The sequence below is a fragment of the Pontibacter sp. SGAir0037 genome (assembly GCF_005491705.1).
In the GTDB taxonomy this organism is placed as follows: Bacteria; Bacteroidota; Bacteroidia; order Cytophagales; family Hymenobacteraceae; genus Pontibacter.
Map to the genome: position 1 here is coordinate 3,014,702 of NZ_CP028092.1, position 20,558 is coordinate 3,035,259.

26 protein-coding genes are annotated in these 20,558 nt (G+C 43.2%); 2 read left to right on the top strand and 24 right to left on the bottom strand.

What is annotated here, in order from left to right; all coding sequences use genetic code 11:
- Nucleotides 1-13: 13 nt before the first annotated feature.
- The 24 genes from C1N53_RS22550 to C1N53_RS12415 form a co-directional block, all read right to left on the bottom strand.
- Nucleotides 14-187 carry a hypothetical protein gene (locus C1N53_RS22550; protein ID WP_168194022.1) on the bottom strand — a complete coding sequence of 58 codons (174 nt, stop codon included), beginning with the start codon at nt 185-187 and terminating at the stop codon, nt 14-16.
- A gap of 1 nt (nt 188) precedes the next feature.
- Nucleotides 189-725 (bottom strand): hypothetical protein, encoded by a 537-nt coding sequence (locus tag C1N53_RS12315; RefSeq protein WP_137759599.1) that lies wholly within the window; start codon nt 723-725, stop codon nt 189-191.
- A 13-nt stretch (nt 726-738) separates the two neighbouring features.
- Nucleotides 739-1,167: a hypothetical protein gene (locus C1N53_RS12320; RefSeq protein ID WP_137759600.1), complete on the bottom strand. Its 429-nt coding sequence runs from the start codon at nt 1,165-1,167 to the stop codon at nt 739-741.
- An 11-nt stretch (nt 1,168-1,178) separates the two neighbouring features.
- Nucleotides 1,179-2,102 carry a hypothetical protein gene (locus C1N53_RS12325; RefSeq protein WP_137759601.1) on the bottom strand — a complete coding sequence of 308 codons (924 nt, stop codon included), beginning with the start codon at nt 2,100-2,102 and terminating at the stop codon, nt 1,179-1,181.
- An 18-nt stretch (nt 2,103-2,120) separates the two neighbouring features.
- Nucleotides 2,121-3,431: a S49 family peptidase gene (locus C1N53_RS12330; RefSeq protein ID WP_137759602.1), complete on the bottom strand. Its 1,311-nt coding sequence runs from the start codon at nt 3,429-3,431 to the stop codon at nt 2,121-2,123.
- A gap of 83 nt (nt 3,432-3,514) precedes the next feature.
- Entirely contained in the window at nt 3,515-5,377 is a 1,863-nt protein-coding gene (locus tag C1N53_RS12335; protein ID WP_137759603.1) for a hypothetical protein, read from the bottom strand.
- Entirely contained in the window at nt 5,370-9,542 is a 4,173-nt protein-coding gene (locus C1N53_RS12340; protein WP_137759604.1) for a hypothetical protein, read from the bottom strand. The genes C1N53_RS12335 and C1N53_RS12340 overlap by 8 nt, the downstream gene beginning before the upstream one ends.
- Nucleotides 9,539-10,171: a hypothetical protein gene (locus C1N53_RS12345; protein WP_137759605.1), complete on the bottom strand. Its 633-nt coding sequence runs from the start codon at nt 10,169-10,171 to the stop codon at nt 9,539-9,541. The genes C1N53_RS12340 and C1N53_RS12345 overlap by 4 nt, the downstream gene beginning before the upstream one ends.
- Nucleotides 10,172-10,182: 11 nt before the next feature.
- Nucleotides 10,183-10,692, bottom strand: a complete 510-nt coding sequence (locus C1N53_RS12350; protein ID WP_137759606.1) for a hypothetical protein — start codon at nt 10,690-10,692, stop codon at nt 10,183-10,185.
- A 200-nt stretch (nt 10,693-10,892) separates the two neighbouring features.
- A complete protein-coding gene (locus C1N53_RS12355; protein WP_137759607.1) occupies nt 10,893-11,075 on the bottom strand; it encodes a hypothetical protein in 183 nt (60 codons plus the stop codon).
- A complete protein-coding gene (locus C1N53_RS12360) occupies nt 11,075-11,263 on the bottom strand; it encodes a hypothetical protein (RefSeq protein WP_137759608.1) in 189 nt (62 codons plus the stop codon). The genes C1N53_RS12355 and C1N53_RS12360 overlap by 1 nt, the downstream gene beginning before the upstream one ends.
- Nucleotides 11,211-11,525: a hypothetical protein gene (locus C1N53_RS12365; RefSeq protein WP_137759609.1), complete on the bottom strand. Its 315-nt coding sequence runs from the start codon at nt 11,523-11,525 to the stop codon at nt 11,211-11,213. The genes C1N53_RS12360 and C1N53_RS12365 overlap by 53 nt, the downstream gene beginning before the upstream one ends.
- A gap of 484 nt (nt 11,526-12,009) precedes the next feature.
- A complete protein-coding gene (locus C1N53_RS12370; protein ID WP_137759610.1) occupies nt 12,010-12,636 on the bottom strand; it encodes a recombinase family protein in 627 nt (208 codons plus the stop codon).
- Nucleotides 12,637-12,951: 315 nt separating this feature from the next.
- Entirely contained in the window at nt 12,952-13,689 is a 738-nt protein-coding gene (locus tag C1N53_RS12375; protein ID WP_137759611.1) for a DNA cytosine methyltransferase, read from the bottom strand.
- Nucleotides 13,690-13,693: 4 nt separating this feature from the next.
- Entirely contained in the window at nt 13,694-13,891 is a 198-nt protein-coding gene (locus tag C1N53_RS12380; RefSeq protein WP_137759612.1) for a hypothetical protein, read from the bottom strand.
- Between the two features lie 11 nt (nt 13,892-13,902).
- Nucleotides 13,903-14,121 (bottom strand): hypothetical protein, encoded by a 219-nt coding sequence (locus C1N53_RS12385; RefSeq protein WP_137759613.1) that lies wholly within the window; start codon nt 14,119-14,121, stop codon nt 13,903-13,905.
- A gap of 108 nt (nt 14,122-14,229) precedes the next feature.
- On the bottom strand, nt 14,230-16,620 hold the full coding sequence (locus tag C1N53_RS12390) for a DUF5906 domain-containing protein (protein WP_137759614.1): 2,391 nt from the start codon (nt 16,618-16,620) through the stop codon (nt 14,230-14,232).
- A gap of 41 nt (nt 16,621-16,661) precedes the next feature.
- Nucleotides 16,662-16,808: a hypothetical protein gene (locus C1N53_RS22555; RefSeq protein ID WP_168194023.1), complete on the bottom strand. Its 147-nt coding sequence runs from the start codon at nt 16,806-16,808 to the stop codon at nt 16,662-16,664.
- A 170-nt stretch (nt 16,809-16,978) separates the two neighbouring features.
- Nucleotides 16,979-17,164, bottom strand: coding sequence for a hypothetical protein (locus tag C1N53_RS12395; RefSeq protein WP_137759615.1), 186 nt, complete (start codon nt 17,162-17,164; stop codon nt 16,979-16,981).
- 193 nt (nt 17,165-17,357) lie between these two features.
- Nucleotides 17,358-17,657 carry a hypothetical protein gene (locus C1N53_RS12400; RefSeq protein WP_137759616.1) on the bottom strand — a complete coding sequence of 100 codons (300 nt, stop codon included), beginning with the start codon at nt 17,655-17,657 and terminating at the stop codon, nt 17,358-17,360.
- 6 nt (nt 17,658-17,663) lie between these two features.
- Entirely contained in the window at nt 17,664-17,834 is a 171-nt protein-coding gene (locus C1N53_RS22560; RefSeq protein ID WP_168194024.1) for a hypothetical protein, read from the bottom strand.
- A 277-nt stretch (nt 17,835-18,111) separates the two neighbouring features.
- Complete coding sequence (locus C1N53_RS12405) at nt 18,112-18,519, bottom strand: hypothetical protein (RefSeq protein ID WP_137759617.1); 408 nt, start codon at nt 18,517-18,519, stop codon at nt 18,112-18,114.
- Nucleotides 18,520-18,741: 222 nt separating this feature from the next.
- A complete protein-coding gene (locus tag C1N53_RS12410) occupies nt 18,742-19,194 on the bottom strand; it encodes a hypothetical protein (protein WP_168194025.1) in 453 nt (150 codons plus the stop codon).
- 147 nt (nt 19,195-19,341) lie between these two features.
- A complete protein-coding gene (locus C1N53_RS12415; protein ID WP_137759619.1) occupies nt 19,342-19,587 on the bottom strand; it encodes a hypothetical protein in 246 nt (81 codons plus the stop codon).
- 182 nt (nt 19,588-19,769) lie between these two features.
- Here C1N53_RS12415 and C1N53_RS12420 point away from each other — a divergent pair, with 182 nt between their 5' ends.
- Together C1N53_RS12420 and C1N53_RS12425 are read left to right on the top strand one after the other, a co-directional pair.
- Complete coding sequence (locus C1N53_RS12420) at nt 19,770-20,156, top strand: hypothetical protein (RefSeq protein ID WP_168194026.1); 387 nt, start codon at nt 19,770-19,772, stop codon at nt 20,154-20,156.
- Between the two features lie 22 nt (nt 20,157-20,178).
- On the top strand, nt 20,179-20,460 hold the full coding sequence (locus C1N53_RS12425; protein ID WP_137759621.1) for a hypothetical protein: 282 nt from the start codon (nt 20,179-20,181) through the stop codon (nt 20,458-20,460).
- Nucleotides 20,461-20,558 lie beyond the last annotated feature (98 nt).

Consider the following 20,558-nt stretch of genomic DNA (forward strand, 5'->3'; position numbering starts at 1 on the left):
CAATTATGGAATACTATTTCTTTCGGCGCTTCGGCAACAGGTAAGGAAAGTTGCCTGAAGCTACCAGGGCATTAGCCTCTGAGAGGGTAAGTTCGCAAAGATTGATCAGACGGCCCCGCCAATCCACTTTCGTGTGATGGGTACCGAACTCATACTTCCTTGCTACTTCCGGCTTCAGCTTTGGCATCTTATCCTCCTACTACAGCATCACGCTTCAAGGCAATTGCGCCTTCGTAGAACATCATACCGTTCTGATAGCCAGCAATGGCAAACGTCCAGCCACGGCGGCCCGAAGAAAGCTGACCAGAGCCATAAGTACCGGAAATCTCAACAGGTAAGCCTTTCGTTCCTGCCTGTAGCACCACCCCATCAGGAGTTTTAACCAGAAGGATTCCTGACTGATTTTTGGTAACGCGGTCGAACTGAGCGGCTGCCTTTGTGTTGCCAGGATGAAAGAATTCACCCCCAACTGATTTACCGCGACTGTCACGCTCTCCGGTTGTGGCCAGGTTGAACTGGTTAGAGTCCAGCGTTACATAAATCTCGCTGAAGCCTTCACCTGGTTTGAACTCATGTGGCGTTGCGATAGTTACGCCGTCCTCACCTGGTTCTTTAATGCCGCCGTCGGCAAACGCTTTCAGGGGCGCAAAGTAAGCAACACCCTGTAAGCCCGGGGTGTTGTCTGCTCCGCCTAAATCTGTTAAATCTTGCAAGTCTAATGGCATGATTTCTTCTCTTTTAAACGATTTCTTTTAATACACCTGAACCGATTTTCAGCAGTTCTCTTTGCAGCTTTCCGTCTTCCAGAAGCTCTGCAGCAGTTATCTCTCTGCCTTTGAAATTGAACTTCTGTACCGACACGTCATACTCTTTTCCATCTACAGAAACAGTTTGAGATAAAGAGGTAACGGATTTCTCTGCCACCTCATTAAGCTTCTCATGCTGTGCTTGGAGCGTATTCAAGAGTTCTGCGTTTTCGGCCTCCAATGCAGCTTTAGCTTCCTTTTCAGAAGCTAAAGCTTGTTCCAGTCCAGATACTTTCTCTGCAAGTTCTTTTGAAAGATTCTCAATCATAGACTGCAGGGAAGCCTTTTCAGCTTCTTTTGTAGTGATTTCCTGTTCCAGCTCAGCTACACGATCTTCAAGTTGTGCCTTAGTTTCAGCCATGTTTAAACCTCCTATTGGATATCGTTTACACGCATGGCAGAAAGGTCACGAAACTGGAAGCCTACTGCCATGGCAATACCTGCTTTCAGTGTCCATACATCAGGGACAGTATTGATTTTGTTAGCGTCTCCTAACAAATCCGTACCCATTATCATATTTTCTTTTGGAGTGATGATAACGCGTCCGCTAGATCCCATCCAGGTAACAGGCTTGATTAAGCATTTACCGGCTGAATGTCTCAAATACAGCTGCCCGAACTGGTTATAGATAGGCTGTGTTCCAAAACGCTCTGCATAGTTCTCACAGTAAGAATCATAGCTGTTAAAGCTCATGTATGCCACAGTGTTCATGTTGCGGTACACAACAGGAAGCGACTTGTATACAGCTTCTATCTGCTCTACAGCATCCGCTAAAGTAATAGCACCAGTTACAACCGGAGTTACTTTTGTCTCTGTGATAGCAGCAGCCAGGATCGTTCCGAAGCCGTTAGCTACATCAATAGCGCTATTTCCAGAAGCATTATACACACCACTATAAGCCGTAGTGTTGTTCAGCTCAGCACCAAACGCTTTCATTACCTGCTCCCAAGTGAATTTTTCCTCTGGAATATCATTCGGGTTAACACCAGCCTTCATCAGTTCAGATAACCAAATTTGGCGGTAGTCATCTGTATCAATGAGTAAGTCAGCCTTACCTACCTTCACTTCCAGAATCTGACCAGAATATTGCAAAGCATTTGCAGTTGGCTGGTGAGTGGAGTTGAAAGGCTTTAGGATACTACCAACGGTAAGCTTGGTGAATTGAGTGGCCTTTTTGATGCCTGGCAGAACTGTTACGTCCTGAGCGACATCCATGCCGTTAACCGCCTGCGCGATCAGTTGCTTTTGATAGGTGCCAGCATAGGCTGCCAGCGCATCTACTTTTACAGCGCTCATTTATAGAATTTTAAAGGGTTAGCGTTTAAATGATTTACCCAACTCATGGAAGGCAGCTGCCTCTGTATCAAGACTAGCAGCAGGAGCTCCTTCTGTAATCTCGGTAGTAGTTGCTGTTTCAGTAGTTGGCGTGGCTCCGGGCTGGGCACCGTAAGCTGCGACCTTAGCATTGGCATCCACCAGATTTTGCTCCAGTGTCGCTTTCTCAGAAACCAATGTTTCTTTTTCGGCTGTGAGGGTGGTGTTTTCAGATGTCAAGGCATCTACTCTGGCTGCTTTCGCCTGTAATGCCTCATAATCTTCTTTAGAAATAAGGGCAGCGCCTGTGATGCCAGCCGCCTCCAGTTCTTCATTAGCAGCTTCTACCTTTGCTGATTCTACTACAGCAAGGTTTGCTAGTGCAGCAACTGCTGCAAATTTGTTTCTTCCAAACATGGTATGTGAATTTGAATTTTGCTCTGTGGATTGGGAATTTGCCAGCTCTAACGCCAGCTCTACGGCACGCTCGAAAGTGCCTACTTCATCGGCCAGACCTGAAGCGACAGTGTCTTGACCTATATAAACTTTACCTGTAAGCACATTAAACTTTTTCAGGTCAAGTTTTCCATCTCTGTTCTCCTTAACAGCACCCATAAAAGCCCTGTTGAGTGGGTCCAGCATTTCAGCCCGAATAGCAGTGTAATCTCCTGATTGAGCTTTGTAATGAGCCTCATTTTTATCTACTGACTCCGTAGCACGAATATTATGCAGCTTAATGCCCTCTTTTTCATAGCGTGCGCTATAGTCTGCAAAAGAGATCATGGTACCGATACTGCCAATCATAGCAGATTGTCCAGCTGCCACAACAGCATCTGCACCACTACCGGCCCAATAAGCAGCTGAACACATTTGCTCAGCAAAAGCTACGACAGGCTTTTTAGTATTCTTTATAACAGATGCAAAATGCTCTGTACCCAACACAGTGCCTCCAGGAGAAGAAAACTGCACGATAATGGCAGCAATATTCTCATGTGCATCTGCCTGTTGAATGCGCTGCCCTATCGTTCTGGTACCAGGTGAACCACAATAATCCTCCGTCATCATTGGCCCAGAGACAGGCACTACCGCAACAGCCCCTAATGGTGCTTCATCGTAGGCACTGAATCGAGTAAAAGCCTCACCACTGGCCGAAATGGCAAACGGCAGTGTTGAGGCTTCTTCATCTTGTATTCGGGCAGTGGATACAGGTTCACGGTTAATCAAAGCAAGCACATACGGCATATAACCGTTGGCTGCCTGCTCGTCTATTAACCATGCACCGCGTAAAATATTGGAAAGAAGGTGGTTCATCTATGTAGCTGTAAGCTTCGACACAAAGATGAACCACACCCGAAGGAGAAAAAAGGACAGGGTTTTGTAGGTATAAATGCCGGCTACTCTACCCCTATGATTAGATTATTAGCAGCTACCCTGTTCCACCAGGATCGCTCCCGTGCGTTGATGGTGGCCTCATCGATCACCTCTTCCGCTGGCAGGTAGTGAGGGTTGATCTGCTGCAGGTTGGTGTTGCCGCCGTAAAACTCGTCTTTCCGAAGGTAGCCTTCCGAGAAGCGGTAGTCTTTCACGATGCCGTAGGTCATGTCGCTCACCTCGCAGCCCTGGCAGTTATTGGTGTTGTTGTAGTAATTATCGTGCATGTAGGAGCCGCCGGAATTGCCCTTATACTCACCTTGATCCACACCACCCACCTTTAAGAAGTCGGCTTTATCGGCCATCGCTTTTGAAATAGACGTGTTGCGTCGCATCTTCACATCCATGGCAGAGGCGATACCGAAGTGACCGCCGTTGGAATCCATGGCCAGGTTGTCTTCCACGTTGATGTACCTGGCGCAGGTATCAGGCCGGAACTGGTTGGTGGCGCCGGGAGACTCCACCAGGATAGATACTCCTGAGTCGTACTGCTCCGTGTTACCGCCGTGGTGGTGGCGCTGGTAGAGCCAGTAAGCCCTTCCTCGCAGGTGGTTGTTGCTCACGCTGGCGTAGGAACCCGCCTGGCCCCTTGCATTGGAAATAGAGATGGTATCCTCCCCGTCAGACTGGCCCATGCGCGAGAGCTGGTAGTTCCAGTCGATCTTCACGTTCGGAACCTCAGTGCCTTTAGTGTTGCCCCAGGTGATGAAATTTCCGTGCATGCGGGCGTAGCCGTCCTTGTGATCGCTCAGCTCCTCGCTTAACCGGCAGTCGATGTTGTAGCCAACATTGTACCGCACGTCAATGGAGTCGGTAGTGCCGTTACCTCTATATGTTCCCACGAACTTGATACCAGCTGAGTTACGGAAAAAGCAATGCTGGATGTCGAGGTTGATGTATTCCTCAATATCGATGAACTGCCTGTTCTGCACCAGCGTGCCCACAATCGGCAAGCCTCTGCCACGGACATTGCGGCAACGCAGGTTGATGCCCATGCCATGCCCTAATGTTGGGTTGTGCGTGCCGAAATGCGCCTTAATGCCTATACGCGCATACTCTACCTCTACATTCGATAGGTCCACAAAGTCAGAGGTTTTCACGTCTACGGCGGGAACATCTGGATCAGTGCTTCTGTACCTGCCGGAGTAAACACCGCCAGCCGTGATCACCAGCGGCCCTTGCCAAACCTTGACTGCGTTGCCGTACGCCTTGGTAGAGGTTGCAGCAGGCCCGGCAGGTGTGGCCCCTATTGCCTTGCGCCTTACCTTCAGGTGCCCCAACGGAATACTCACCCCCTCTAGATCGATGTAGGTGCCGTCGCACGGGCTCCAGGTCGATTCGTTGTTGGTGGTGTATTCGTAGTCTGCGCTGATCTCCCCAGGAGCTGGCAAGTATATAGCCGCATTAATGACATTGTCCTCAATCACAAATTTAGGCGCGGAGGTAAAATCAACCAGAATACTCACTTCATCCGGCTCGATCACCGTGTAGCCGGTGCCAGGCAGCAGCGTAAGGTTGATCGTGTCGCCCGTCTGCCACCCCTGGCTTTCAAAGTAGTTGATAGAGAATGAGGCGATATTGCTTCCTGCTGCGAATGTGCGCGGGCTTGTAACTGTTTCCCCCTTTGTGGCTGCCGAGTGCATGGCAGTCACTGTAAGCGCATCGGAAGTGTCTCCGGAGCGATGAAAATCAAAAGTTGCCCGCACGTACTTTTCATATACCCCAGGCGTTACCTCAAACTCCTTCACCTGGGAAGAGGCCGTTACCCATACATCTGCCAGAGCAACAGGGGCTGTACTATAACCTCTTATATAGAAACTAGGCATAGTACCCTCCTACAAATCCACCTTTTCTCTCTGTAGAAGAAGGTGTTATGGTTAGCCTAATCCAATTCTCAGCACTAAGGTTTGTGATAGTAGCAAGGTCTGTATTCAAATCAGCCATTGTTGTCCTGGTAGTCATAGCTACACCTGCTTTGTAGAGTGTATATCCTGTAAATACCGCACTAAGGAAATCTATCTGAATCTTACCTCTGAATCTACAATCTGCTGTATCAGTATTCAGATCAAAATCAACTCCCCATTCTATCTTATCTCCTTTCCAGATTGTACCATTGCTTCTTACAGAATAACCTGTTGTTGTATCAGTATAAGTATAACCTATTGGCACATCAGCAACAGCAGGACGTTGAGCAGTTGTACCACTTCTTCTTGAACCCACTTTAGCCCCTAATTGGTTAACCCATCTAACATTAGTATTATCCCAATGTAGTTGCTCTTTTTCTGTACCTGTGTAGTACAGTGCTTTAAGATTTCCGAATCTTGTGAAATCCCACAATACAGGCAAATCAGCGATATTAGACACTTCTGCAATACTCCCATCCCTATTAGTTCTTAGAATATTCTCTACATAAGAAACCAGGAAACCCTTATTCCCAGCTGCGACTAGGTTATTAGATATTATCTGTAATCTCGCCTTTATCTCTCTGGAAAGATGATTATTCCTAATCTCTGGCTTAATGAAGTCTAGTAATACCACAACAGGGGTAAAGGTTGCAGAAGGATAGTTTGTGGTCCTAAACAAAGTCCCTGCTATGAGATTATCAGGCGCATCAGGCGTTACATCAAATTGAATACCATTTAGTATTACATCGCCCTCTAAGACACTGTTATTAACTAGCGGATAATTAAAAGTGTTGCCTATCTTATATACTCCATTGTAAGCATGTACTTTATTCCAAGAATACATTCCGCCATTAAAAGGTGTAACAGCGTTGAATATTTCGCTATTATAGGCTTCTATCTTCGCTCTGTAGGCATGTGTAACAGGAACAACATTCTTGCAATTATGAAGAATAAAGCTTATCAGAGGTGCCTGTCCTTTATTCGTAGAAGCATCAAACACCGCAACATTAGAGGCACCTGTAGTATTAAACGCTATTAAGTTAATACCTGTATTTCTCCCAAAGTTTACATTCCTGCATTCTACAAAAAGGTTGTATTTCTCTGTGAAAGAAGGGAGTACGTTTGAGGCAGCCGCACTAACATTAACATTATTAGCACCTTGCCTAACTTGCATGAATGCGCTATAATAGTCGAAGTAGAATGCACTGAATCTATTATCATTATCAGAGGATGTAACACTAACATTCTGTATCTGTACTCCATCCACGTACACATTGGGAAGTTTGATATGCTGTGTCAAGTTCTCCTGTGTTACCCTAACTGCGCTATTGAAAGAGTTTAGCCTGGCACCTCCACTAACAGCATTAGAGAATGTTACATTCTTAATATACAGATTGGTACATCCAGCATGTATTACTTCATTAACCTTGCCCGGATGAAAAGCAAAGCTATTAGTAGTATCAGCAGCTACAGTTATATCAACTACAGTGTTCTTACTATCGAATGATGTATATAATGTAGAAGACTCTACATAAATGTCTCCTCTAAATTCAGAAGCATAATCACTTCTACCAGACAGGATATATTGTGCTCCATGTACTTCTACATCTTTTATTCTCCATATTCCTCCGCCTGAATAAGTAATGCCTTTATTACCTATTTTGGTGTTATTAACAGACCAATTCCACCCCCTGTAATGGCAATCTATTCTATTCGTAACACAGTTATGGAAGTTCACATTTGTAGACCTATGACCGCACGTAGAACCCCACTGATTGCTATTAAGCAAATCAGGACACGTATATTTATATATGTCTACATTCTGACAGTCTGTAATGTTGAGTACATAAGACGAGTTGTTGTTTGTAAGACTGTGATTGTGATTAGCAGGAGTAGCAGAAAGCCCATCAACACTTACATTATAACACTTCAATAGGCGTATAAATCCAAATATAGAATTTTGAATGGGGTATATGTCTGCTGTTATCCCACTTAGCTCTATATTACACAATCCTTCAAAGTAGAATCCTATCTGTCTATAAATACTAGGACTAGGACTTATATTAGATTGTAAGTACTTAACCGTGCCTCCTATAAAATATCTCTTATCTGAAAACTCATAGCCTTCTATGTAGTAAGCAAAAGTTCCATCTGGATTAACTAAATCTAAGTCGTTGTTATAAAATTCTCCTTCAATATTACCATGAACGTCTACAAAGAAATTCTCTTCCTTCCACCAAGTCTGCGCATTACCTCCAAGTCTTTCTGATTCTACTCTACCAACTCTATGAGCATCATACGTTCTAAGACATATATACTTGTTCTTAAGAGTAGATGCTGCTATCCCTGTAAGTACTTTATTATTTGTGTTGATTGCAGCTTCAACTGCATTAAGAACAGTAGTTCTGGTAATATTATCAGTTATAGAAGTAGCAGAATGAAAGCTTGTTCTAGGACGAAAATTGATCCTAAAGTCTTTGTGACCATTACAATCCATTGTTAACTTCGCCTTAGAGAAGTCAGCAGAAACATAGATTGTAGTATCTGTACCATCAGCTTTGAACAGGTATTCCCCTACAAGCGTAATATTGTAGTTCATTCTGTTATAGTAAGCAACCATAGTCTTGAAAGCGGGAAAGCTATCATACGTGGTATTTTTCCTACCCCCAAAATGCTCTATAGAAAGGTACTCTGTAGTAGCTAGCTTAATATCTTCAACCACTAGTACTGAACCATTATCATCAGGCTCAGTAGTATTAGACACAAAGTAGTTTGCAGGGAAAGGAGTATCTCCTTTTGTAGAATACCCGCTCAAACGTACACCTCTGTACACTCCACTTTGCAGGAGAGTTATTTCAGTAGCAGACATTGCGCGTACTTGTGCAATAGTATCTTTGTCGAGGAACTTATCACGTACTTCTGTAAGTGCATTATTAGCATTCTCTTCTGTAGTAGCTATTATCTCCTCTACTTCAGGAGCCAGAGAGAGAACGTCGTTACCGGCACCATCAGTTGTTTTTTTGATAGTATCCGATCCGAGCACAGGGCGACCAGTAACGATTACAGATCCATTTGGGGCCAATAACTGGTTTTGTTCATTTACCCCAACAAATTTAGAAGCGGCTTCTGTGCGGAGTTGTGCCTTAGTTTCATCCAGCGTTTTCTTGTTAACCGGCTGGTTGCCTCTCGTTGGATCTGGAACCTGCAGGTTTGGGATAAGCACGGCATCTGAACCCTCAAAAGGAGTAACCAGAGATCTAAGGTTTAGAACTTCAACACGTGGAAGCAATCCTGTTGTCTCCAGCTGCTTAAGCAGAGGGTAATCGTTATTAAAAACACCGCCTGTATAAAGATCCTGGTATTGCTTCGGAGAAAGGTTGCCAAAGTAACTATTGTCTCCGGCATGGAAGCTGTCTCCTACAAAGGCATATACCTTTTTACCTGCTGCAACCGAATTGTAGTACTTGGTTATAAGCTGAAAATCAGCAGAGGCAGCATCGTTGATGTGGTAAGTAGAAGCGGTGTTGCCAGCATTGTTGTTAACATAAAGCAGATAAGGGAAATCACTGACCATGTGCTGGCTGAAGGCAAGCCTTGTCAGATCAACTAAATTAGAGTTGGGATGAAACAAATCATCGTATACAGCCGGGAAGCCCAATCGGGCTATATCAGTTAAGTAGCCTGCTGAATGGGTATAGTCAAAATACTGATCACTGTAAAACAGAAGGCGCTTGCCTGCATATTGTGCATTATATGCCGATCCTTGCTTAACTTCTATATAGTTAGCGGAGGCAGCAGGCTCATAAATATCCAGCTGCTGATTATAGGCCCTGGTAACTGAATACCCGTAGGCATTTGCCGCCAGAGACGGCACGATGTAGAGCCTGAACTTGTACTCTGCCGGCAGTTCTGACTGCTCAGGAGCAACAGCCGAAAGGGCCGAAAACTTTTCCTGGAAGAAGTCTATGATTTGGGTGAGGGCCGCCCTTTCCTGTGCAGGCGTTATTTGGCCGTGGTTACCATCCGGCAAAGCGGAACCGATACGCGCCTTCAGGGCATTGATCTCCTGTGGTGTTGTGATGCTCATATAAATCTGATATCAAATCCTAATGTATAAGGAGAAGTAACCTCCAGTATTTGCCCTGGCTGCACTAACCGAACCACCTGCCCGTTGAACATAATGGTAACCGTGTTGCCTTCACCAGGAGCTGGCGGCTTCACAATACCAAGTTCGCTCACCTCAAAAGCACCGGCATAATAAAGGGCTGGCAATACTCCCTCCCCCTCAAAGCTTACCTTATAGCCGTTGCGGTCTGCCGGAGAGTCACCAGAGGCAAAGGAATGGGTAAAGGTGGCGTAAGTGCCTGGCGCAGTAATGCGCAGGAACCCGTTACGGTCGCGGAACATAAGGGCAAAGCGGCGGCGGGCCAGATCATATAAGGCAGAACCTAACTCCGGTGCATCCCTGGGAATGAAGCCCTTTTGCTTGAGTTCGTAGATGGTGCCTCTCCTGTCGGTTTTTTGCTGCTGCTCATAACTGGCCGTGTCGCGGGTATATCCCATCAGGTACCAAACACAATTCTCTTTCAGAGTTACATCACCACGCAGAACCAAACCATCCTGTACGGGATAGCCTGTTATGTTTTCGACAGGTGTAAAAAACACAATGTCCAAGCCGCCAATATTGGTATCGATATCCGGTGTTATGTTGCGCATGCAGTAGGGCCTTATGCTGACAAAGATAGCTTGGCAACGGGCCGAAGAGCGGGACAAATCTGATGAACATTTTTCTTCATTGCCTGGTCCTCCTTCCATCGCTGGTAGCTTTTCTTAAGGGCTTCGAAGGTGTAATCCTCATCGCAGAAATCGTACTTTTCCATAAACTCCACAATGGCACCGTGCATGGTTAAGCCAAACTCACGGTGGTTGTCTACATAGGCATGCAGTTCTGCCTTCAGCAGGTTCTGGATAAAGGTGTTGAATTTGTAGAAGGTGTAGGAAGAGCAGTTTTTGCAGCGCTTATTCATCACCGTGGACGAGACAATTCTGACGGGGAATTTTGCCGTGTATTTTTCAACAGACTTGTCGTACTGCTTATCCTGCAGCGGCTGCCGGAGCAGGTTATACAGGTACATGCCGATATGGTCTGTTTCCGAGAGTTTGTAATCAGGGCCTAAGTGCACCTGCAGGTACTTGTATACTGCCGATGTTACTTTAACAGGAAAGGTGAGGATCATATGCCATTTATAAATATCGTACAATTTAGCATGCCGATAACCGCTACTAAGGGACAACCGAAGCGGGAACAATTAAATATAACAATTTATTACATCTAATTTCACATATATTGCACACATTTTATACATATATGTATAAATACTTTCTAAACAAAAAAAGCCAGCGATGAGGCTGGCTTATAGGAATAAGAGGCAAATGGTTAAGCGGCGCGGTGGCTGATGATACGGGAACGGAAAACTGTTTTGCCGTCCTGGAACACCAGGCAATCCGGCTTTTTCTCTTTTACAATACCGGTATGTTCTACCTCCTGCTTTTTCTCCAGAAACCTTACCTGGAGCGGGTAGCCGTAAAAGCGCGTACGGTTATAGTCATACTTTCTCATCAGCTCATTTCCATTTCGAATTCACAATGGGCGGCCTCCGCCTCCAGTTCCTTTCTCTTTACCGGGTCAGCCTCCTGGCTTATGCGTTGCTGCAGGTGATGCAGCAGTGTCTGGTAGTGGCTTCTTCTGTGGTGGCTATCGTTGCAGCAGCTTTTTGTGGAAGGTGATATAGCGGTTTCTGATCTCATTGTAGGCATCTTCTGAAACAGGTATATAGTTGGGGTCTGATAACATTTGTTTGGTGAACAGGGCAGAGCACTCGTACGAGGAGCTTTGCCAGTTCCAGTTGACGTTGCCGTAATCCTCCCCTGCTATCTGCTGTATTTTAGTCTCGCTGAGCAACTTTATAAAAAGCGCGTTGTTTCGACACAGGTATTTTGGATAAAACTCAGTTTCAGCAGCAAGTGCGGGTATTTCAGGTGATTCGGCAAGATGGTGTAAATCGGCCATTTCTGCGTGAATTTTTAAAACAGTGTTACTTTTGTTACATCTGTTACTTTTAAGCCTTAATTTACTGATTTTCTACAACTTAACCAAAAATATATTTTGTTACAAGGGGTTTATTTTTTGTAACTTTTGTTACAGATTTTGAGGTTTAGGTTTTTAGGGTGTAACAAATGTAACAAACTGATTTTTTCTGTTACAAAATTTCGGGCCGGAAAAACCCACTCTATTTAGTCTATTCTTATATTTTTAATAAATTGTAACAAATGTAACAAATGTAACAGGTTTTTAATTCTTGTGGCGAAAACTACCCTTTGCAAATTAAAACTAAATTCATAGTTATTGTATTTATGTTACATACGTTACATTTCGTACGTTATTATTCGTAGGAATTGGTGTAAAAGCAAAAAGGGCCTCTACAGGCCCCATTTGCTTTGTTGCTTTTTCTTGATATTCAAGCAACCGAAAAGAATGCTTCTACCGAATAGCGTTAACCCCCTAAAGCTTTCTTCACTTTCTGTACTGTGGCAGTGCCTACCTCACAAATGGCCGCAATATCTCTGACGCTTTTACCCTGGTTCAACTGACGGACCACAGCTTTATACTTCTCCAGAAACTTCTCTGTGCTCACTTTGGAACCTTCCCTTCTACCGAGCTTGATGCCTCTTCGCTTTGCTTGCTCCAAACCGGAATTGATTCGCTCCACAAGAGTTTCGCGCTCCAGCCTGGCAAATTCGGCCAGCAACGTAAATATCATCTGCGCAATCGGGTTCTGCTTACCTCCCTTGTTTATAGTTTCCATATTGTAATTAAGCACATATACCGAAACACCAAGTTCTGTTAGCTTCTCCAGCACCTGTAATACCTCAGATGTTTTCCTTCCAAGCCTGGAAACTTCCGTCACCAGCACTTTATCAATGCCTTGCTTGTGCGCCAGCTCCAGCAACTTCTGTATACCTTCCCTGTCAGCGTTTTTAGTAGCCCCACTTATCTTTTCAGCTATAGTGGCAACTACCTCCCATTCCTTTTGCTTTGCCAGTACAGACAGATCACAGATCTGCCTGTTGTAGTCCTGGCTGTTCTTCGATACCCTAACAAATAGCGCTACTTGTGTCATTGGTTATTCATTATAAATTTAAAGGTTTTATGAATTCGTAGAACTCTTCATGAGAACAAGAGGGGAAAGCAGTGCTAAATATGCGTGTGGGTTGTATTAAACTGTGGAGATTAATTAACCCAACTTCTATCATCATGCAATGATATAGGCAAGGAATAAAACCAGTATTTTGCCCATAATCTCCTCTTAAAGTCATTCCTGGTAAGATACCTGCGAATTGATCACTGATAAATTCTTTAATGCAGCACTCAGGATACCCGAGAGCCGCTCCCAATTCTTTGAATCTAAAGAATGAGTGCCTGTTGTAGTAAACCATTAGTTTTTCGTGATTGCTTCTTTGATTGCCTTGAAAATCTCGAAGGCTATTCGGGGGTCAATTGCATTACCAAAAGCACCTAATTGATCCACTGCGGTGGGTATCCCATGAGGTACTCCGAAAACCGCGGGTTCGCCCAGCCTTTCTTCAAATTGTAGAAAAGCATTGCCTTGTGCATCCAGTGGATATTCCGGCCTACTCGTTTGAGTGCAGCTTCCCGGGTGCTCACATAATACCCTTTCCCGTCCTTGAACATCGGTGTAGGCAATAAGCCATACCCTTTCTCGCTTGTGAAAGGCTCCGACGGCACTTGCAGGTATAACAAGGGGCGGCCAGCAGCTGTAGCCCGCACTTTCCAGATCGCTGATCTTCTGATCCAGGACCCCGTTAGAAATGCTTCCTGAAACATTTTCGTTAAGCACGCAACGTGGCCTTGTCTCAACAATAATGCGTAACATCTCTGGCCAGAGGAAACGTGGATCTTCCTGGCCAAGCCTTTTTCCGCTAAGCGAATTTGGCTGGCACGGGTCGCCGCCGCTGATAATGTCGACGTAAGGAAGGTTTCTGACGGTTCGTATGTCTGTAAACTGAGTTGCATTTGGGAATTGCTTTTTAAATTGGTTATTGCAATAGGAGTTGATTTCAACTATCCACCGGGTTGTTATTCCCGCCCAAGCAGCTGCAAGGGGAAATCCTCCAATGCCATTAAATAGAGCTCCGTGTGTTAGATCAAACATTAGATTAATTCCAGTCTACTGAATCAATTTCGATTTCTTTATTGCATTCGGGGCACTCGAAAGTGGCATAGCTCCAATCACAAGGCTCACCTACTTCTGAGCAAAATTTTCTGTAATCAATGTCTACTTCTTCCTCACATTCGGGACATTCAAAATGTACATCAGTAGGTTGCTGAACTACTGTTATATCTACAGTTTTCATCGTTTTAATCTTTAGTTTTTAATGTGAATTTTAACGGGCAGTACCATTGTATCAGGAGCGGCATATTCGATATTAGAATTTGCATTGATGTAGCCAATTTCTTCACCATTCTTAATTAGACCTGTCTTTTGACAAATCGGGCCTGTCTCTGTAAACTGAAACTCCTCCATCCATAACAACCGGTGAATTGGAATGGCTTCACCTATGGTTTTGATCATTTCTTTTGCCATAATCATTGAGTTTATTGTTCTTAAAAATCATCTGTTTATTGTGATACACTTTTTAATATTATCTAGCAGCCTTTACAGCTGCACAAAGGGGGTTTTCAAAAGAAAAATTTAAGAGGGATTTTTCTGATACACTTTTGCGTTCAGCTCCAGATTTCCCTGTACCGATTTTGTTTTCACTTCTTCATCAGCTTTAGGGTTGAAAGGGGTTTTGAACTCCTCAATATCTTCTTCGCTCAGCCAGTCTTCGTACCTAAACTCATAGGCCCTTTGCGTGTCCTGGTGGTAAGTGATGGTAGGCTCTCCGAAATTTCCTTCCATGTCGATAGAAACTGGTATCTGAATTCTTTGCACCTTATGCGCCTCCATGCCTCTTTTCTCTTTCAGGTAGTACTTCAGCTCTTTTTCATCGAACTTGTACTTACTCATCTCATTAATATCCTTTAGGAGAAACTTAAGGTGTATTTTCAGCACTGGCAGCTTATACATCAGGAACTTCTCTTTGATGTATTCTTCAACAGTGGCATCCAACCTGTTCTTGGTTGTTTCTACAATTTTCTTGAATTGATCAGTAATGAACCACTCCGGCTTAAACCATAGACGGTCTGCCTTTGGGTGGAAAACCTTTCGGTGTTTAAGGAAGTGCAGCCAGGCTGGTATTTCTTCTTTGAGCTTTTTTTCCAGGTCCGGATCAACGTTATCATCTGAAATTCGGGGCACCCGAACAACAAACCACCGGCTCTCCCCATCTTCCATTTTCATAACACGGTCGGCATCGTTAGAGCAGATAATCAGCTTACCGTAGTAGCTGATCTTTTTCACGTTCATGCCTTTATTCTCCATGTACACGGTATCAGCCGTGGCCAGCTGCTTCAGGCGCTCTTTCTCTGCTTTCTTATCTACATCCAAAAAGCCTTCATCTATGCCGATGATGAACTTTGTAATGTAGTGGGCATTGAATTTCATTTTAAATTGGTCGTTGCCCAGGATACAGGCGTTGCTGGCATATATCTGCTGCAGCCATTTTAGAAAAGTAGATTTACCTGTTCTGTTTTCGGGAGAGACCAATACAGGTACCGGCAGCATTTGCTCAGGCATCTGGAATTGCAGTGTGAGGTAGTCCAGAGCAACCGTGAACTGATCACCGATAATTTCTTTATCTACTGTAGCCTCTCCTCCGAAAACGTGCTTCAGGAAATTAAGCGTTGTTTCTATTCCTCCTGCTTTGGCCAGGTGAGTAAGCGGCGCGTAAAGATTATAGCAGCCGTTGTGCACCCGCTGATAGTGTCCGTTCCAGTTCGGCATCACACAGAAGGAATCATATTTTGGTACCTGGTCCAGGAAGTTAGTTATGTTCTTGTAGTCGCGGGTTATCTCCCCGATCTTCCAGGGTACCAGCTCTTCCTCCAGTTCGCCATATTTGTTCGGCACACCCACACGCTTCAGCCAGTCAGGCCCCACCCGCATAAATTTCTCTGCATCCTGATGCGCTACAAACTCTACCTTTTCCCCTGTATGGTGATATAGCGCTCTCCTGTAGCCAAACTCTCTGCTCCCGATGAAGTCTTTATAAATAGAATAGAAGTTTTCAACATTATCCAGCCCAAAGTGCTTGAATAGCTTATTGAAATTGCCATCGGTCAGAATAAAGCCTTCGAAGAAACGGGCTGCAAACTGGAATTGCTTTAAGTCATTTAGTACTGCTTCTTTTTCAGCCTGATATTTAACCAGCAAATCATCCAGCCCTTTTGCCTCCTCTGCACAGAATTTCCTTTTAAGGTGGGTAAAGTAGATATTTTTCAGGGCTACATCATCCCTATCCAACAGCAGTTGTAGCGACTCTCTGAAGTTTTTTACAGCACCATAAAAATTATACTGACGTTTACTTAAATCCTTACCGCTCTCCCACCTGATAGTTAAGGTATCGGCATCCGTGATAAAAATTACGTTTTCAACCTGGCAGGTAATAATAAGCTCCTGTATATCCTCATGAAGCTTACCCCGAACATCCCCGTTATAAAAGCCGTGTATGCTTGGTAATCCAACTATATCCAGACCTTCAGCATAGCCCTTAAAGCTTTTCATCTCCCCCTCTACAAAGTACAGATCCTTTATCTTCTCTTTGTTCCGGAACTTTAGAATCAGTCCAGGGTTAAAGAAAGGATAGTTCCCCGTTTCTTTCGGCTGAGTGTACTTCATTTCCTCTTCTCTCCCGTTCCGGACGATCTGGAGGGGCTTTTTAAGGCGCGTTCTGTAAAATATTTTTACAGGGTTGTTTTTGGTACCATTATCATAGGTGTAGAAATTACCGTACAAATCCGGATACAAAATTTTCATGTTATCCTTTTCCGGATCATCCTGAGAGAAGATATAGTCTGATTTGGAAGTAGCATATACATCCAGATCAGGTTTTTTGGCAGTAATGATATTAAGAGCATCAGGAATTCCAGCTTCCTGCAGCCTCTGTTTGTAGTATGGTAATGAAGAATTTTGGTCTGACATAGTAGTGTATTTAAGCTACTTGGAAGAAAGTTGGAAGGGTGTTAGTTAGATTGTAGTTGCTTTAGTTGCTCTATGGTTTTTTGCTCTTCTGCGCGTATGTAGCTAAAACCAACGCTCCAGGCACCATGCTTATAAATAAGCTTTCGCAACCGCCTCAGTTTGTTTTCGAGCGCAATTATGTTGCTCATTTAGTCAAATTTTCAGGGTTTTTTAAAAAAACGCTTCAGGGGGAGTTGATATAATTTAAAGTGAAACCCGGATGAATTGCCTACTTCAACGCTCCACCCATGCCAAATAGCTCCAGCAATAAACAGGATAGCAAGTGCCACAATAATGTAATGTAGAATCATCTTTTTCATTATTTTTTCAGTTTCACTACATAGACACTATTAACTCCAAAAGCTATATAGGTTTTGTGTGTGAGAGACAGTACATGCAAGGTATAAGGCTCTTCGTATTTTGAAGCTTCAGTAGGTTTCATAACCCCTTCTCCATTTGCTTTTATCCTAGATAAAAACAAAAGTTCGTCACCTTTTTTATTCATTAGGTTGTTATTTCTATGACGTTCTTAGCTGCCTGTCGACTATTATGTTCCTGAGCCTCTAGTAATGGGGGTACTACTGCAAAAGTGATTATCCGCTTGACGGCATCGCTCAGATGCAACTCACCCCGCTTATACGAAAGCATCACTTCAGAAATGCGCTGTTCTAGTGTATGCATATCCATAATATCATTAGTTATTCGGTTGCCTTTTTGATTGCTTCCAATGCGTTGCTGATCGCGTAGTGATCTGCCGGAACGTCTCTGTCAAACACCATCTTGTAGTATTCAGTGGCTACCTCAATAAGCTCTTGCAGCGCATCTAACAGTTCAGGCGCTGCCGCCGCCAGTTTTGCATTGTGCGGCGCTCTTGCACACTGATCCTCATCAAGTAGGTTGTTGGCGTTATAATCAGGCTTGTCATAGAGATTGTGGTAACCTGAAAAATCATTTACATACCACGGGCCAGGAGTGTGTTTCTGTTCCATTTTATTCATTAAATTTTATTCAAAACTTACAGACACAGTTCCTAGCGGAAGAGAGTATAAATCTTCTACATAAGCAGCATAGTTGTTTGCTGTTTGTTGGGGAGTCATGGGAGGAACAACCTCCATTTTTTTAGCATTGTCAAGAATTTGACCATCTGCCACTACAGTTACCTTTACAGTGTTCATAAGAATTGCAGTTTAATTTTTAGTAGTATCTCTCAACCAAGTTTGCGCCATCACTGGCTTTTTTGCGGGTTTGTGCCTGCGATTCATTGCATAGCTTCTTTTATATGCCGGGCAGGTTGAAAAGGTCCTGTTGCACGAAAGCAAGCCAACTAAAACAATAATCATAAGCATATAAGCGGTAAGGCGAAAAGTGAAATGCTTTTTCATTTGTAAATGAGTATAGAAGCCGTGGCAACTGTTTTGCAATTGCCTAACTAATCAGTAAAAGACTGGATGTTTAAGCGTGAGAAGAGTATGACCGCGCCGTCAATCCTAATGAAGTTTGCACGGCTATTTGCTTTGGTACATGCTCTGTTATAACTGCGTTCTGAAACCTCTCTACCCACTTAAAGTGCATGTAGCATATCTTTTGCCTGTACCAGTCAGTGTTAGGATACATTTTTTTTAGTACTGCTTTCATATAAGCGGCTTCTTTACCTGTAATAGTTAAAGAAAGACTGTCAGTTATATGCCTCAATAGGATATCCTGTGATCTAACACACTGCACAACTCCGATTTCCTTACTTCCTAACTGCACCTTGTATTGCTGCTCCAGTTTATACTTACCGCTGTCTACACGAACAGCAGGGAAGCACTCCAAGTGAAGTAAGTTGTTCGGATCTGATGAATACTTAAGCGTTTCCATGAACTTGATCTTTAGGAAGTAGCTCTGACTCGTGTACTGTATAAGAATCTGTCTCAGGGTTAGTACCTGCCACGGGAAGCACTACATAGAAGGAGTTGTACTTTTTAAGCACTGGTAAATCCTTGCCTTTAACATGCTCCTGAAAAAACTTTTCATCGCATCCGAACTGCTGATGAGTTACCCGGTCATGAACCCTGATAGTTGCTGGATTTGTAGGAACTGTTAACATGATACAACCTCCTTTCTGGATACTGTAATAGCTGCTTTTTTCACCAATTTCCAGGCTTTCCTGAAGAACTCAAGAATATCACTAGATGATGTGGATACATTATATAACCCAGCATCCTTAACTATTTTTGTTAATTCTCTTATAGCTTCACCATCACGGAGATCCATTGCCATTTGAGCTACCTTAAAATTCATGGTGAGGAGGTATACTTTAGTTTCAATTGGAATTCTATTAACTAGGGTTGTTGAATAGTTTAAAATGTCTCCCTCTCCAATGTCAATGATCTCAGACGCATTATTAGTCACTTTAATCTGAACCTGCCAAAAGGCTCCACCAGGTATTTGAACATCACAAACCCTAAAAGTTTGAACTGAATTAGTTGACATTGCTACTTCAGTAGCATGCAAACAAGCATTACGAAGCTCACCTTTAACATTGAAATTCATAACTTATCCTCCCTTTTAGAATTTAAGCTATCAAGCCGTAAAATATGCACCGGTTTACCCAGTTGAGACTGCAGTTGGCAAGCAAGCTCAAGCAAAACCTTGTTTCGCCGCTTACCCTTTGATCCTATAAAAAATTTCACAGCCATATTACGTACCTAAATTTTTGATTTTATTGACGTTATGCTTCGTTTTTGATAGGCTAGCCGCTTTATTAGCCTCTGCTTTAGCTATCAATGCATCCATAATTGGAGATTCTAGATCAAACTCTTTTAACACCATAGAAACTATCTGTGGGGAAACAGTTAAAGTGCTTGCCACTTCAGTTTTGTCACCATGCTTTAAATATTTGTCTAAAAGCTCCCTCAATTCAATTTTTTCTGCATTACTGATCATATTTTGAATTTTGGTTTAATTATTGTTTAAACGATTATTAAACATATACTAAACATTATTGAATAATGTTGTACAAATGTATTTAAATTTTAATCACAAACGCAAGAAATATTGTTTAAAATATGTACAGAAATTTATACAACTCTCTTACAAACTTTGTACAACCAAAAAGAGAATTGTTTATGGCTCATAGAGGAGAAATAGTTGAAGCTGTTGTAAGAAGTAGCGGTATATCTCTATCAAAACTTCATAAGAAGCTGAATATTAGTAGAGGCACCTTATACAACAAATTTGATGATGCTAATTTGGAATATGAATTTATTCTAGAGGTTGGCAGAATCATTCATCACGATTTCACGGAAGAATTCCCGAACATGTTCAATCCTGCAGGAGACGATAAACAAGATTCGAATCAAATATCAGCCAATGATGTCTCTGAGGCTTCAAACAACTATTACCGCCCTCACACGCTAAAGGAATGCGAAAGAGCTTTGCTTAACCTGCAAAGCAAGTATATATCTCTGTTGGAGACGCATCAGGCTCTCTTAACATCTGTGAAGTCAAACTAAAATAGAAACCCATCTAAGAAGTATGGATACAGGAGAAATGGAAAAGCAGATTGCCGCCGAAGCCATGGATCGCGGTTATTTGCTGCTGTTCAACAATTGGGATAACCAGGTACAGGTAAGTGGAAAAGAGTTATTCGAAAACCGCCAGAACTTAGAGATGGGTTTACTTACTGTTTTAGCTTTTGACCAGGTACATAACAAATGGTTTATGTATAGAAACAGAACATTAGAGGACGTTTGCAAAAGGGAAATAACAGATCATTTCGCCTCCAATAATTTCAGGATACATCATCAATCTGTATAATTTTTCCCTATTATTTCCCGAAAAGCATATAAAATGCTGATTATCAGCACCCCTTAACTTTAGTTAAAGAAAGGTTAAAGATATGTTAAAGTCTATAT

Excerpts from the sequence above, each read along its gene's own strand:
- C1N53_RS22550 (WP_168194022.1), bottom strand. The coding sequence starts at position 187 with ATGCCAAAGCTGAAGCCGGAAGTAGCAAGGAAGTATGAGTTCGGTACC.
- C1N53_RS12315 (WP_137759599.1), bottom strand. The coding sequence starts at position 725 with ATGCCATTAGACTTGCAAGATTTAACAGATTTAGGCGGAGCAGACAAC.
- C1N53_RS12320 (WP_137759600.1), bottom strand. The coding sequence starts at position 1,167 with ATGGCTGAAACTAAGGCACAACTTGAAGATCGTGTAGCTGAGCTGGAA.
- C1N53_RS12325 (WP_137759601.1), bottom strand. The coding sequence starts at position 2,102 with ATGAGCGCTGTAAAAGTAGATGCGCTGGCAGCCTATGCTGGCACCTAT.
- C1N53_RS12330 (WP_137759602.1), bottom strand. The coding sequence starts at position 3,431 with ATGAACCACCTTCTTTCCAATATTTTACGCGGTGCATGGTTAATAGAC.
- C1N53_RS12335 (WP_137759603.1), bottom strand. The coding sequence starts at position 5,377 with ATGCCTAGTTTCTATATAAGAGGTTATAGTACAGCCCCTGTTGCTCTG.
- C1N53_RS12340 (WP_137759604.1), bottom strand. The coding sequence starts at position 9,542 with ATGAGCATCACAACACCACAGGAGATCAATGCCCTGAAGGCGCGTATC.
- C1N53_RS12345 (WP_137759605.1), bottom strand. The coding sequence starts at position 10,171 with ATGCGCAACATAACACCGGATATCGATACCAATATTGGCGGCTTGGAC.
- C1N53_RS12350 (WP_137759606.1), bottom strand. The coding sequence starts at position 10,692 with ATGATCCTCACCTTTCCTGTTAAAGTAACATCGGCAGTATACAAGTAC.
- C1N53_RS12355 (WP_137759607.1), bottom strand. The coding sequence starts at position 11,075 with ATGAGAAAGTATGACTATAACCGTACGCGCTTTTACGGCTACCCGCTC.
- C1N53_RS12360 (WP_137759608.1), bottom strand. The coding sequence starts at position 11,263 with ATGAGATCAGAAACCGCTATATCACCTTCCACAAAAAGCTGCTGCAAC.
- C1N53_RS12365 (WP_137759609.1), bottom strand. The coding sequence starts at position 11,525 with ATGGCCGATTTACACCATCTTGCCGAATCACCTGAAATACCCGCACTT.
- C1N53_RS12370 (WP_137759610.1), bottom strand. The coding sequence starts at position 12,636 with ATGACACAAGTAGCGCTATTTGTTAGGGTATCGAAGAACAGCCAGGAC.
- C1N53_RS12375 (WP_137759611.1), bottom strand. The coding sequence starts at position 13,689 with ATGTTTGATCTAACACACGGAGCTCTATTTAATGGCATTGGAGGATTT.
- C1N53_RS12380 (WP_137759612.1), bottom strand. The coding sequence starts at position 13,891 with ATGAAAACTGTAGATATAACAGTAGTTCAGCAACCTACTGATGTACAT.
- C1N53_RS12385 (WP_137759613.1), bottom strand. The coding sequence starts at position 14,121 with ATGGCAAAAGAAATGATCAAAACCATAGGTGAAGCCATTCCAATTCAC.
- C1N53_RS12390 (WP_137759614.1), bottom strand. The coding sequence starts at position 16,620 with ATGTCAGACCAAAATTCTTCATTACCATACTACAAACAGAGGCTGCAG.
- C1N53_RS22555 (WP_168194023.1), bottom strand. The coding sequence starts at position 16,808 with ATGAGCAACATAATTGCGCTCGAAAACAAACTGAGGCGGTTGCGAAAG.
- C1N53_RS12395 (WP_137759615.1), bottom strand. The coding sequence starts at position 17,164 with ATGAATAAAAAAGGTGACGAACTTTTGTTTTTATCTAGGATAAAAGCA.
- C1N53_RS12400 (WP_137759616.1), bottom strand. The coding sequence starts at position 17,657 with ATGAATAAAATGGAACAGAAACACACTCCTGGCCCGTGGTATGTAAAT.
- C1N53_RS22560 (WP_168194024.1), bottom strand. The coding sequence starts at position 17,834 with ATGAACACTGTAAAGGTAACTGTAGTGGCAGATGGTCAAATTCTTGAC.
- C1N53_RS12405 (WP_137759617.1), bottom strand. The coding sequence starts at position 18,519 with ATGGAAACGCTTAAGTATTCATCAGATCCGAACAACTTACTTCACTTG.
- C1N53_RS12410 (WP_168194025.1), bottom strand. The coding sequence starts at position 19,194 with ATGAATTTCAATGTTAAAGGTGAGCTTCGTAATGCTTGTTTGCATGCT.
- C1N53_RS12415 (WP_137759619.1), bottom strand. The coding sequence starts at position 19,587 with ATGATCAGTAATGCAGAAAAAATTGAATTGAGGGAGCTTTTAGACAAA.
- C1N53_RS12420 (WP_168194026.1), top strand. The coding sequence starts at position 19,770 with ATGGCTCATAGAGGAGAAATAGTTGAAGCTGTTGTAAGAAGTAGCGGT.
- C1N53_RS12425 (WP_137759621.1), top strand. The coding sequence starts at position 20,179 with ATGGATACAGGAGAAATGGAAAAGCAGATTGCCGCCGAAGCCATGGAT.